Below are 12,883 nucleotides of genomic sequence, written 5' to 3' on the forward strand. Positions count from 1 at the left end.
AGAAAAGGGAGGGAACTTATGAATATGAAAGAAAATAATAAATATCGTTATACGAATACTTCGGAACGCAATATCAGAATGAACCGGTTCTATATTATCGCTTCTTCGCTTTTGGCGATTGTTTTCCTGTTTTATCTGTGGTTAAAACTGATAAATCACAACATTTCGCCCATTGTTACATACGCAAATACCATTCTGATCGCCGTTTTCTGTGTGGTAAATGTCGTGACACACCTTCGAAATAAGGCGACACGACTATTAAAAGTCTTCGCTACCATCGAGATCGGCATTGAGTATCTGTTGGTTGGTTTACAGACAGATGCAAGTTTCATTCACTATGCGCTGATCGCCATTTTCATATTACAGCTTCCTTATTATGAGAAAAAATCTCTGAAGAAAACCGCTTTGGGATTATTCGTGCTCTACCTGATCGTCATGATCGTTCAGGCTGCGAAGGGAATCTACGGTCAGGATGTGAATGCCGTCTGCTCTACCCTGCTGGTATTCCTGATCGGAATTATTATTCTGGAGACCGGTAAGATCACAATACTTTTTAATAATGACGCCATCGGTTCTTCCCGGGAAGAACATAACCATGTAAAAGAAGTACTGGATAATATTCTGGACGTATCCCAGACCGTACATCAGGAGACCACCAAAACCACAGATCTTATGAACCAGCTGGTACAGACGACGGAATCCGTTGCCAACAGCATGCAGGAAATCTCCGATGCCACCAATATGACTGCCACCAGCATCGAAGAGCAGAGTCAGATGACCGGTACGATTCAGAATGCTATCGAGCAGACCAGTCATATCTCCGAGCAGATGGTTCAGATTGCCGAGGATTCCAACGAAAGCATCCGTAAGAATATGGCTGCTATGGAATCCTTAAAACAGCAGTCCGCCATGATCAAGGATACCAACCATTCCGTCACCGACGCCATGGCAAAATTACAGGAAAAGACAAAAGAGGTGGAAACTATCGCCGGAAGCATCATGGCAATCTCCGGTCAGACCAATCTTCTGGCATTGAACGCTTCCATCGAAAGTGCCCGTGCCGGAGAGGCCGGACGCGGTTTCGCCGTTGTTGCCCAGCAAATCCGGCAGTTGGCAGAACAGACCAAGAGCTTTACCGAAGAGATTACGAAGATCACCGATGAGCTAAATGCCAATGCCAACACGGTAGTCAACACGATCAGCGGCTCCATCGAGGCCACCGACCAGCAGAGCGAGAAGATTCTTGCTGCTTCCGAGACTTTCGAACAGCTGAACAAAAATATGGAAGCACTGGCTTCCCAGGTGGAAGAAGTAAATCACCACATTCTGGGCTTGTCAGAATCCAATAATAAGATTATGGAAAACATCTCCCAGCTGTCCGCTGTAACTGAAGAAGTTACCGCCAATGCCGAGCAGGTGCACACCATGAGCCAGAACAATCTGGATTATGCAGAACAAGTAAAAACGGCAGTAGAACATATCCGCTCTACCACCGATGAGATGGGGACGCAGGAGGGTTAAACCTCCTGCGTTCTTTGATCTTACTATTTCAATTTCAAACCGTCTTTAAAAGCATTTCCTACTTTATCTCCCATTGCAAGATAAGTATTATTCACAGGATCATAGCTGATTGGCTTCAATTTCTTCGGATCGATCTTGCCATCCGTCAGGATGCTTTCGTCCGCATTGACGTTGACGATATCGCCCACCAGAATGCCGTCTTCAAAACTTTTCACCTTACATTCCAGCGCCATAGGAAGTTCATCGATCAACGGTGCATTGACAAAATCACTCTTGGCTGCATGGAAACCGGACTTTGAGAATTTATCAGGTACTTTCTTCGCAGATTCCACGCCCACATAGTCGCAGGCTACCACGGTATCTTCGGTTCCGATACTTACGGTAAATGCTCCGGTCTTTGCCAGATTCTCCGTGGTCTTATGCTCTGACATACTGATGGAGATCTCATTCATGTCCGTAATGATTCCCCATGCTGCGTTCATGGCATCGGGTACTCCATTTTCGTCATACGTTGCAATGATCAGCACCGGCATGGGATACATTACCGGCTTTGCTCCAAAATTTACTCTGCTCATATTCGTCCTCCTTGTACTAAATTAATTTTTCCTTCCATTCTGCTTCCCGGAATCCGGTCAACACCAGATCCCCGTCCACGACAAACGGCCGCTTTACCAGCATTCCGTCCGTGGCCAGCAGCCGAAGTTGTTCCTCTTCCGTCATGTTCGGAAGCTTGTCCTTCAACTGCATGTTCTTATATAACAACCCACTGGTATTGAAGAATTTCTTTAACGGCAGCCCACTTCTGCTCTGCCATTCTTTTAATTCTTCGTAGGTGGGGTTGTCCTCTACAATGTGACGATCTGTATAGGTGATATTATGTTCCTCCAGCCACTTTTTTGCCTTTTGACAGGTGGAACATTTGAGGTATTCTATAAATAGCATGGGGACCTCCTAAATGTAGCAAAATTTATTTTTTAACTAAAATCATTATAATTCACTTGATTATCTTAATTCAAGGTATAACTTTAACAGGAATTTCTTTATATACTTCAATATAAAAAGTCCCCCGCCTCACGGCGAAGGACTACACTTTCGACCCAACCATTTATATCCCGCATATCGGTCAGCGGTAAACTTTCATTACACCTACATTCTGTCAAGCACGCAGGCGAAAATCAATAGTATTTTTCATCTGCAAATACTTCTCTATCAATTTCGGCTGTATCAACGGATACGTCCACTCCTCCGGCAGTTCGCCCAAGAGTACTATCTTCTCCATCTCGCTATGCAGTTCTGTCGCAAATTCTGTTATCTCCGCATAGCAAAGCAGCCCAAAGGATTCTTCTCCCGTATCATTTACTCTGGTCTTCCCGGTTACAGAGTATACACACAGGGGCTTCATATCGAACCTGATTGCACCGGTTTCTTCCTGCAATTCTCTTTTCGCCGTTTCAAGAATGCTTTCACCGGCTTCTCTATGTCCACCCGGAACTTCATAGGTGTCTCTTTCTTTATGCTTGCAAAATACCCATTTGCCATTGCTCTGTGAGACGATCACCGCAAACTTCAACAAGGAATCATCCACTGAGTCATAAAATTTTACTTCCAGCATTTTCTTTCCTTGCCCTCTCAATTAAATCTGCCTTGAAACAAAATGTACCGTTTCTTTTCTCTGCTCAAGTATGTAAGGTATCAGTTCCAATGGATATACCTTCGTGTCCTTCCTTAGTTCCTCCAGCGGAATCCAGCAGAAATCCAGATTGATTCTCTCATGATCCAATTCATCATATCCATGAAACACCCCATCCATAGGAATACTATCGTCCAGTAAATGAACATTATAATATAAGCAGATCTGGTGGCAGGGTCTCTTTCCCCATGGAAAATACAAAATCATCGTTTTTAAATAGAATGTCCATGTGATCTCCCTTCACGTCAAATATACTCATCCTGTTTTACCTAAACTTTAAAATCAAAACTGTTATTCCCACGGAAATCATCATAAGCCCAAGCAAAATGACCAGCGCAATAACCTTTGCATTTTTCTCCATAAATCGGATAGGTGTCCCATACTTTTCATCAATGTTTGCATCTCTTCGCTCATTCCTGATATTCTGCTCCCACTCCAGATCCTTCAGTTTCATATATTCGTCATAATGGCGTTTTTCCAGACGGTCTTCCTCTTCGCGTACCAATAATTCCAGGTTTTCTTTATAAGAAGCCCCACAATTACTACACCCCTTTTCGTCTGTGCTTTTTCCCCTTATCTTATTATCACAGTATTCACAGGTAAATTCATAATCACTTGCAGGTTTATAAACCGGAGGCTCGCCGATTTCAAAATTGTAGTATTTATGACGTATCAGCTTATATTTTTGAATTGCCTGCATTGTAGTACTTATATATTCCGTTTCCTGTGTAATGGCTTCTTCCTGAGATTTCATATACTCTAAATACCTTTGATGCATGGCCCGTTTCTTTAACTGATACTCCTTGTTCTTTCCAAAATTACCGCCACAGGTTGGACATTTTTCATCCGCAGAAGATACCTTGGATCCGCAAAACTCACAGGTAAATTCAAAATTCTCCTGAAAATGATCCTTTTTGTAGGAAATGTACTTAACCGGTTTCAGGTCCTTACGTGCTCTAATGCCGGAAGAGAAAAACAAGTATATAAGTAATAACAGGCCAAAGGTAATTGCTATATTAAAAAATACTGTTGAAAACAAACTGAAAAATTCCATAATAATGTGTCATTCCTCTTTCGTATTAAATATAATTCTTAACTAATCATATCATAGTAAATCCTATTTTTCATCTAAGTCCTAAGAATGTACTTGATTACAACTCTTGATACTTCATGCATGGGAAATATCTTAGAAAAATCCAGTTGCCATATCTCCATTTTCTGCTACAATTTGATCATAATAGTTGCGAAGCAACGTTAAGCACCGGATGCCGGGCAGAGTGAAACGAACGCAGAAACCGAACGCACTGAAACCACAGAAGTGATAACGGAAGATTCCACAGGAACTCCGGCACCGGTGGAAGTATCAGGAAGCACGGAAAATAGCACCATTTTGCCTCTCTCTTATGAGGATTTTAATGTTAATGGATTTGGATATAGCAATTACGTAGACTTATATGGAGCCGGAAACGGCTATGAAGATGTAGAACGTATTTCTATTATGACTACAAATTGTACGGCATATACTGAATACCCCGATCAAATGTCATCAGACACAGAAACTTCGCGTGGTATAAAATTAGGCGATTCCAGGGAACAAGTGATTGCTGCTTATGGAGAGCCTCAAAAAGAGGTAGTATATAAAAATAAGGCCTATAATCATGATGGTCTGGAAAGCCAATACAATTTGTGCTATTCCTATATTGATGAACGCTACCCTGAAGTCTTTTTCAATTTATCCTTCAGTATGGATCAAAATGATAATGTGCTTGATATTTGCTATGAAGCAATATTGATGAAATGGTATAAATAATTAGTCATTTATAAGTATACCCCTAGGAGATATTATCTCATATTCCCTGGGGTATATTAACCTTATAGTTTTATTTCCTACTCTCCTATTTCATCCTGAGGTACATCTTCAAAGCCTATTGCCTTATAGCAATAATAAGCGGATTCATTATTTTCAAAAACCTATTTGATTTCCCAGTGACCACTGTAACCACTTCCCACATATGATATATTCGGCATTTTCTTAATTTTACGCTTTACTGTTGCAATGCCAATTCCTAATCTTTTTGCCATATCAGATGTTGATACTCGTGGATTTTCCTCTATCATTTTTATTATTTTTTCTTGAGTATCATCTTGGGTATCACCTTGAGTATCATCTCGAGTATCATCTTGGGTATCACCTTGAGTACCATTTTGCTTCACCTGTGTTGCATAATTAGTGCCATAATTCAGATTATACAAAGTCAATGTAAAATCATCATTATCTGCATCAAAGACTGGCATCTTAGACTCATTAAATTCAACTTGTCCCTCGTAGTCTGCCAATATTTTCTTAAACCCACTGCCTCTACGCTCCATGTATTTCAAACGACTGAATATATCAGCTAATATCGGATTTCTTCGCTTTGATGGAATTTTTAATAAATCTTTTCCTTCTAGAGATATTCCGCTTACCATTCCACCCGGTGAATATATCTCGATTCTGTCATCAAACATATCTATATGGACTTCACTGCCTAAGCACATATCAACTGGTGTAATATTGAGATCACCAACCGGTGCTCTCACACTCATTATGACATCACCAGCTTTTGCCGGTTTAGTCATTACTGTTGTATATGTATCGAAAGTTGGATACTTAAATCCAAAGGTTCTGTTTCCCTGCAAGAACGGATAACCTTTTCCTTCTGTGTTATAGTATTCAGACTTGGGTGATTGGCCCATTGTTACATCAACAATATCTTCAAGTTTACACTTCATTACCAATAATTTCTCTAAATGCCTTTTGCTGCTCATACATATCTCCGCCAGACATAACACGTGAACCAAACCTAACCTCTTCCCGATGTTGTACCCGCTTCACCCATTCCTCCGCAGGAACCTCAAGAATAAATGCTACATCTATCACAGACAATATATCCTCATCCCAATTCATTGTTACGCCAGAAATAACAAACTGCAGATGCTTTTCTATGTCATTACGGATCATTTCCTGCACTTCTTTTGCTGAGCGTGGCATAGAATACGGAAGTTACCCTTTATACTCACATTTAACATCATATTGTTGTTCCAGAACAGCTTGGCGAGAGTTCTTTTGTTCCGGAAAATAATAATCTTCTACATCCATCTCATAAAAATCAAGTCTTTTTGCAATAGTATGTGCAAGTGTAGATTTTCCGCACCCGTTCAATCCCATAATGGCAATGCCACGTATCATATATGTTCACTCCTACATTTAAAACTCTTTATTAAATTCGTTCTTATAACATTACTTCAATCTCAATATCTTGCGACAATTCCATGGTTGCTCTTTTGAATCTATCCCCAACCTCAGACTCTCCAATTACATCCGTGTAATGAGTCGGTATAACCTTTTTAGGTTTAATCTTTTGTGTAAACTCAGCAGCTTCCTTAACGTCAAAAGTATATTTTCCGCCGCAAGGCACAAGCAAAATATCACACTGCACATCTATGTTATCTTCATTCGCATCAGTATCTCCTGTCACGAAATATGTCTCACCATCAAGGGTTACAACATATCCTACCCATCCCATTTCCCTTGTATGAAATGGCTTGTTAATATTATACGCTGGTACCCATTTTATCAAAATATCCTCTCGATTTAATTCGGTTCTAGACCCCTCAGCGTTAACATACTCTACACAACTTACCATTTTACCGACTTGTTCACATACAACCTGTTTCATACTATATGGTGCAACTAATATCGTCTGCTCTTTAGAAACTTTTCTAATATCTTCCGGTGAAAAATGGTCATAATGCTCATGCGTCACAAAAATAAAATCTGCGTCATGTCTCTCCTCCGCAATCTTAAACGGATCAAAATATACCACCTTCGTTCCTTTAATTCTGATACTGCTTCGCGCGTTAATCGAAATTATTGACATATCAAGTTTCCTTTCTATCATTTTACTTATAACTTCATTCGTAAACGTCAAATCCTGCGCCTACCCTTAAATTTAACGCCGCTTTTATGAGCGGCGTGGTTTCCGGCATTCCTCGGGAAGCTCCTCTGCCCAGGGCATCAGCTGATCTAGTTTTGCCAGATCTATATTTCCTTTTTCGTCACAATACTTAGGCAGCTCCGTGAGGATATACCTGAAGTAGTAGTATGGGCGCAGATTGTTCAGCTTTGCTGTTTCTGAAATACTGTAAACAAGAGCGCTGGCTCCGGCACCTTTTGCTGTGTTATGGAACATCCAGTTCTTCTTGCCGATACAGAAAGTCCGGATAGCCCGCTCGGAAGCGGAGTTATCGATCGGGATATCCCCATCGGTCAGAAATACCTTTAAATAGTTTTCCTGATGGATGATGAAATTTAGTCCCTGTCCGGTCCTGGATTTCGGAGGCACCGCACATTCTGCAGCCTGTTGTTTTGCCCACGCAAAGAAATCCTCAACCAGCGGCTTTATCCTTGTCTGCCGCTGTGTAAGGCGATCCGTTGCCGGAAGTTCTTTCAGTTCGGTATCGATCCGGTAGAATTCTGCAATCTTTTGTAATGCCTGGTATGCTACGGAATTTTTTACTGACAGGGGATCCTTTTTATCCGCTGCCTTTACGGCATCTGCAAAGGCTCTTCTTGCATGTGCCCAACAGTTTGCGTTTGTCACTCCCGGCAGTTTTTTGTCCAGCAGATGATACTGCTCCAGACTGTCCGTGACCAGAACTCCTTTGTAGTTCCGGTAAAACTCCAGCGGCTTTTCGTGATCCCTGCCTTTCTGGTATTCGTAGATCACCACAGGACGTTCCTTATAGAACTCCCCGGAACGGTGTACCCACATGTAGCATTTACTGTTCGGACGGTCACTGTCACCGATCACCTGTGTCGGTGTTTCGTCTGACTGCGTCACCGGCAGGGACAGCAGTTCCTGCTTCATACGATCCACAAACGGTGCGAAATATTTCTCAGCACACCGGATGATCCAGTTCGACATGGTCTGTCTGGAGATATTTACACCATTGCGTTGAAACTCCTGCTCGACTCTGTGCAGTGCAGAGGAGTTCACATATTTTACATTCAGAATGGATGCAAGCAGGGAAGGAGTAACGATGCTTCCACGCAGAAGGTCCTTGGGGCGTTTTCCACGTAAGAATTCGTCCTGATAATCTCCGCCGGTTCCCACGTAGACTTCCACGGTATGGACTTCCACCGTCCAGGATTCCGGCTCATGGCGCAGTCTTTTGTAGGTTTCATCCTTCATTCTACGCCAGTTGCCTGCACCATAAAATGCATCCAGTTCTTCTGTGGATAGCTGATAAGGAGGAAGGATCTCTTCCGGGAAATCTTTCAGATCCGTTTCCCGCTGCCCTTTTTTCTTATGGTTACGCCGGGATGGAAGTACTTCCTCCACAGCAGGCTCCGGGACAGACAGATTGCAGCAATTTTCTGCCTCATCAAAGAAGGACAGCTGACCATCTATGGAATCCAGCGTTTCTGTATGTTTTCCGAAACGATAGCTGTTCGCTATGCGTACCTGTTCGATCAACCGCTCGATGTTCTCATTCAGGGTATCCAGTTGTCCCTGCATCATAAGAACGATGGTGATCAGTTCTTCCAGTGTATGTCTGTCTGCCATTGTCCTGCTCCTTAAACTGTTTTCATTATACCAGAAAACACAAAGGATTGCGAACCGGCAACCCCGCAGGTTTCGTCATTCTGCCTATGCCTGTATGGCGGTGTGATGGTCATAGAGCCAGGGAAATATAAAGTTTTCAAGGCGCTGAAATTTTATCCGGATCCTCCTGTGGATACGTCACAGACCAGGAAACAGCCTTCAGAGAGGCTGTAACACCGGGAATGGATCTGCCCCGATAACAGGCATAAAAAATCTATGTTTTGCACAAAGATCAGGTGGGCTTTTGCGGTGTTACTTCCCTGACTTTGGGGTTCAGGGGATTCAGCCCCATCATAAGATAACGGAACTGTTCCTCTGTAAGGTCTGCGGCTTCTTCGCTGGTTCTCGGCCAGGACAGGGAACCTGCCTCCAGCCGTTTGTAGAGCTGAAGAAAACCGTCTCCCATCCATAGAAGTCCCTTGATGCGGTCGGACCGTCTGCCACAGAATAGGAATAAAGTTCCCTTTTCAAAAGGATTCTGATGGTATCTGTCTCCGATGATCATGGACAGCCCATCGATCCCTTTGCGCAGATCCACACATCCGCAGACAATCACGACTCTGCGGATACCGGCAGCATCTTCAAGCATGAAGCACCTCCTGCAACAGCCTGCAAAGCAGGGACTCTGAAATATCGTTTGATAATTCCAGCGTCAGGCGGCCTGATCTGATCACTGCAACCGGAGTCATTGCTGCCGGGACGGTTGGCACCGGTGTTGTGTCCAAAGCAGTTTTTATCGGGATTTCTACAAAAGAGAGGGCAGACGGGGTGGTGGCTTCCTGGAGCCCCTCCTGTTCACAGACTTCCCGGCGGATCTTTCGGAGCCAGTAATAGTAAGATTTTTCAGAAATATCGTTTTCAGCAAGCCACTGTTTTGCTGTAGTGCCTGCCGGTCTGTCCTGACACTGTCGAATGATGTTTATCCAGTTCGACCTGCGGACAGTGTGAGTTAATTGATCCATACGCTTTAGCCTCCTCTAAAAAACTAATAGTTTTTTCGTGTTATTTAGAGTGTGGCATAAAAAAACTAATTAGCCAAGGCGCAGGATTTGACGTTTACTTTAATTGGAGTTATTTCGCTTCTGCTTCTTTCAGAAAAAATAGAAGCATATTAGAAAAAGACCTGAAACCGTGTTATTTCACACGGCCTCAGGCCTTGAAAATACTGGATTTTTGAAGCTAACCTCTAAGCCACTTACAGGTCACTCAAACTCTTTTTCGGGTTTGATTTTTCATGTTACTTAATTGTTATTGTGTTTCAAAACCGTATCATTTTGACACGTTTTTGTATCTTGTTAATGTGGTTTCTAAACTACTGTACCCAAATTGTACCCAGAACTTTCCCTTCTCACTTTAGATAACACGTTCTTCATAAATATTCTTGCGGCTCAAAATCGCAAATCCGAAAAATTCGGAATTGAAGTTCCCGCACTCGGAAATAACATATTGTGTGCTTGATTACTTGTCCATTTCTATGGGAATATTAGTCAAGCCCCTGCCACATCTGCGGTAAGTGGTAGCCTTTACTAATTTTCAATATTATGTATCTTCTGTGGAACAAAATCATTTTCCTCTTTCCAAATATCCCCTAAATGTACTGCAGCAGATGAACAAATAAAAAACAAAACATTCTTACATGCTTTTAACTTTTCATTAACCAAATAATTTTTGCAATGTTCTGAAAATAATGTATAATCAAACTTTTGGTTCTTTAACATGAATTCAAAAAGGATAAAATCTATGTTTCGTAACATATCAATATACCATTCCGGGTTATTGTAAGCTCTCTCAATAATTGCAATACAATTTTTAGTATAATGTGGTGCCGGAATCTCCATCCTTTCCACCAAATTTTTATTATAGTATTCCTTTGGAATTTTCTCAGCTAACATTTCATTTGCATATCTCGTTACACTTTCTATCAATCCATTTATATATGTAGCTTCAGAATCTCCATAGGTCAATTTAGTAGAAATATATTTCTCTCGCAACTCTTGACTCATTCCAAATACGTCCCTACATATATCAAGCAGAGCATACGCTACAACCGTAGCACCCTCTGCAAAAATCATTTTTTTCCCATCATCACTCCAATTTTCTTGTGACAATTTATTTAAAATTAACAAAGCAATATTAAGCGTTACATATGGATTATCCGAAATATATTCTTTCTTCAATATTGGTAAATAATGTAATACCTGTGGATCACCTGTATTTTTGTCTTCCAGTCTTTGCATGAATTTTCCATAATATTGGTAATCAGCATATCCTATTTGTTTATCTTTATAATTACTTAGCTCATTTTGAGAAATTACCCTAACCTTGCTTTTTCTAGCAAACTCAATTATGTCAGGTCCTATCTTAGGTAATGCTATATATTCATCATCTACACCAACATATTCTCCCAAGCCTTTAGTCCAAAATATTCTCTCAAATGGTTTCGGCTTAACTTTGTTTTTGCAATCACAAATTATTACCTTTTTTTCAAAGGGATATGTATATTTAATTCCCAATACATCTACGTCTGTAATATCCTGATTTATTGTAGATCTTATAGGAATAGATCTTCTAGTAAAATAATTTTGTTCTGTAAAAAGTTGGCAAACATCGTACTCAAACCCTGTACCTTTTCCACTATTATTCGCCATCAGAATATACCTCCTGTTCTAATAGAAGCAATAAACTTTTCCTGTATATTTTTAACTGGTACCGTTCTGTCAGCTTGAATAACTTTTCTTCTTTCTTCTGGAGCTATGTAACCAGTTGGCAAATTGTTAAAAACATCAATTTCATTTACAGAATCGTTTACCACCATATTATATTCTAACATTTGCTTAACCAACCTTCCTACCTCAAATTGACGCAACTTCATTTTATACATTCCGTTATACGGTTGCACGGATATAACTCCATCCAGCTCCAATAATTTATAATCTTCTCCAATGGCAGTACATGGGCCTACCCATTCACCTCTAAGTAATTTATTCACAATATTCATCATTTTACTTGACGTATATATTGCTCCTCTAGACGATACAGATTTATATTCGCCATATCTTAGACTGCTCAGCAATAACTTTGCATGATTAAAAACATCTGTTGAAATTTTCCATGAACCAATTCCAGGTCCGATAAGCTGTGGAGTAGTATAAAAAACAGCCTTTCCAAAATCTGAATTAACCGTAATTCCATCAAGCAGCCCCACCCCCTCCATCATAGATATAATGTTAGGATTAATTTTATCAGTCAAATTATCTGCCAAAAAACCTTGTGACTGTTTTACCTGTTCCATAACAAAATTAACATCATTCCTTTGACTCTCTGGCAAAGATGCGATAGCCTTAGCTATCTTAGAACCATCACCAGCAAAAGCATATTCATTGTAATATATATCCGAATTCTCAATACGCTCTTTTTTTATAAGTGAAAATGCTGACTCTAATGCCAATATCTCATTTACATTTTCTTCTGAAATACCCTTTCTGGATGTTAACGCCTGCGTCAATTCTTCCCTTGAAGCAGGAAATTCAAAAGTTGTTTTTAAACTTTCTAAATTTCCCCTTTCAATTTCATCCGGCTCATAATATTCAAAAATATCCGACACGGTCTTTATCGCATCCTCTGTGGTCAGACAATATATTTCCAGCTCAGATACATTCCCAAATTTATCCAGCTTAAAATCAACTTGACCAAAATTCTTTAAAATTTCAGCATATGTCTTTACTGCATCTGGTGATATATTTGCAGTTCTCGCAAACACACTAAGTTTCTTACCAGTAATAATTTCTTGCTTATCTACCAATAGTTTTCCTAGTAAAATTCCAGATTTTCCAGCTCTTTCTGTCACTTCTAAATCATTTAATTCTACGGTGTCAGTTCTCACACCAGTTGTATGTTTTATTGTATTAATTATCCATGACCCTTTTTCTAGATTATCCATAATTTCCTCCCATAATAATCTTTGTTTTTCTCTTGTTAACTCGCTTTTTCTCACATTTTCATTTTTTCATAGAGATTGCTTCTA

General features: G+C 40.5%; 16 protein-coding genes. 2 read left to right on the forward strand and 14 right to left on the reverse strand.

Translation table 11 applies throughout. From position 1 onward, the window contains the following. Positions 1–18 precede the first annotated feature (18 nt). A complete protein-coding gene (locus OCV96_RS07170; protein WP_262594038.1) occupies positions 19–1,521 on the forward strand; it encodes a methyl-accepting chemotaxis protein in 1,503 nt (500 codons plus the stop codon). 23 nt (positions 1,522–1,544) lie between these two features. On the opposite strand, the gene OCV96_RS07175 is transcribed toward OCV96_RS07170, so the two are convergent. The 5 genes from OCV96_RS07175 to OCV96_RS07195 all read right to left on the reverse strand — a co-directional run bounded on the left by OCV96_RS07175 (position 1,545) and on the right by OCV96_RS07195 (position 4,265). Beyond that, a complete protein-coding gene (locus OCV96_RS07175) occupies positions 1,545–2,096 on the reverse strand; it encodes a flavin reductase family protein (RefSeq protein ID WP_022152807.1) in 552 nt (183 codons plus the stop codon). A gap of 16 nt (positions 2,097–2,112) precedes the next feature. Further along, on the reverse strand, positions 2,113–2,463 hold the full coding sequence (locus OCV96_RS07180; RefSeq protein WP_262594039.1) for an arsenate reductase family protein: 351 nt from the start codon (positions 2,461–2,463) through the stop codon (positions 2,113–2,115). 214 nt (positions 2,464–2,677) lie between these two features. Then, positions 2,678–3,133, reverse strand: a complete 456-nt coding sequence (locus OCV96_RS07185) for an NUDIX hydrolase (RefSeq protein ID WP_262594040.1) — start codon at positions 3,131–3,133, stop codon at positions 2,678–2,680. A 21-nt stretch (positions 3,134–3,154) separates the two neighbouring features. Continuing rightward, on the reverse strand, positions 3,155–3,331 hold the full coding sequence (locus OCV96_RS07190) for a hypothetical protein (protein WP_227064598.1): 177 nt from the start codon (positions 3,329–3,331) through the stop codon (positions 3,155–3,157). Between the two features lie 145 nt (positions 3,332–3,476). After that, positions 3,477–4,265 (reverse strand): hypothetical protein, encoded by a 789-nt coding sequence (locus OCV96_RS07195; RefSeq protein WP_262594041.1) that lies wholly within the window; start codon positions 4,263–4,265, stop codon positions 3,477–3,479. A gap of 300 nt (positions 4,266–4,565) precedes the next feature. On the opposite strand from OCV96_RS07195, the gene OCV96_RS07200 reads away from it, so the two are divergent. Then, the gene (locus OCV96_RS07200) at positions 4,566–5,021 is read left to right on the forward strand and encodes a hypothetical protein (RefSeq protein WP_262594042.1); all 456 of its coding nucleotides are present in this window, start codon (positions 4,566–4,568) and stop codon (positions 5,019–5,021) included. A gap of 161 nt (positions 5,022–5,182) precedes the next feature. Here the strand turns inward: OCV96_RS07200 and OCV96_RS07205 are convergent, their stop codons facing one another. The 9 genes from OCV96_RS07205 to OCV96_RS07245 all read right to left on the reverse strand — a co-directional run bounded on the left by OCV96_RS07205 (position 5,183) and on the right by OCV96_RS07245 (position 12,799). Next, complete coding sequence (locus OCV96_RS07205) at positions 5,183–6,019, reverse strand: ATP-binding protein (RefSeq protein WP_262594043.1); 837 nt, start codon at positions 6,017–6,019, stop codon at positions 5,183–5,185. Next, entirely contained in the window at positions 5,973–6,212 is a 240-nt protein-coding gene (locus tag OCV96_RS07210; RefSeq protein WP_262594044.1) for a P-loop NTPase family protein, read from the reverse strand. The genes OCV96_RS07205 and OCV96_RS07210 overlap by 47 nt, the downstream gene beginning before the upstream one ends. A gap of 42 nt (positions 6,213–6,254) precedes the next feature. Further along, positions 6,255–6,440 (reverse strand): ATP-binding protein, encoded by a 186-nt coding sequence (locus OCV96_RS07215; protein WP_262594045.1) that lies wholly within the window; start codon positions 6,438–6,440, stop codon positions 6,255–6,257. A gap of 43 nt (positions 6,441–6,483) precedes the next feature. After that, entirely contained in the window at positions 6,484–7,152 is a 669-nt protein-coding gene (locus OCV96_RS07220; protein WP_262594046.1) for an MBL fold metallo-hydrolase, read from the reverse strand. Positions 7,153–7,215: 63 nt separating this feature from the next. After that, complete coding sequence (gene tnpC / locus OCV96_RS07225) at positions 7,216–8,820, reverse strand: IS66 family transposase (protein WP_262594048.1); 1,605 nt, start codon at positions 8,818–8,820, stop codon at positions 7,216–7,218. 271 nt (positions 8,821–9,091) lie between these two features. After that, positions 9,092–9,448, reverse strand: a complete 357-nt coding sequence (gene tnpB / locus OCV96_RS07230) for an IS66 family insertion sequence element accessory protein TnpB (RefSeq protein ID WP_262594049.1) — start codon at positions 9,446–9,448, stop codon at positions 9,092–9,094. Next, a complete protein-coding gene (locus OCV96_RS07235; protein WP_262594050.1) occupies positions 9,441–9,821 on the reverse strand; it encodes an IS66 family insertion sequence element accessory protein TnpB in 381 nt (126 codons plus the stop codon). The genes tnpB and OCV96_RS07235 overlap by 8 nt, the downstream gene beginning before the upstream one ends. A 564-nt stretch (positions 9,822–10,385) precedes the next feature. Then, on the reverse strand, positions 10,386–11,507 hold the full coding sequence (locus tag OCV96_RS07240) for a hypothetical protein (RefSeq protein WP_262594051.1): 1,122 nt from the start codon (positions 11,505–11,507) through the stop codon (positions 10,386–10,388). Next, complete coding sequence (locus OCV96_RS07245) at positions 11,507–12,799, reverse strand: hypothetical protein (RefSeq protein ID WP_262594052.1); 1,293 nt, start codon at positions 12,797–12,799, stop codon at positions 11,507–11,509. Before OCV96_RS07245 ends, OCV96_RS07240 begins: the two co-directional genes overlap by 1 nt. Positions 12,800–12,883: the final 84 nt, after the last annotated feature.

This window comes from Waltera acetigignens (genome assembly GCF_025567015.1).
GTDB classification, from domain to species: Bacteria; Bacillota; Clostridia; order Lachnospirales; family Lachnospiraceae; genus Acetatifactor; species Acetatifactor acetigignens.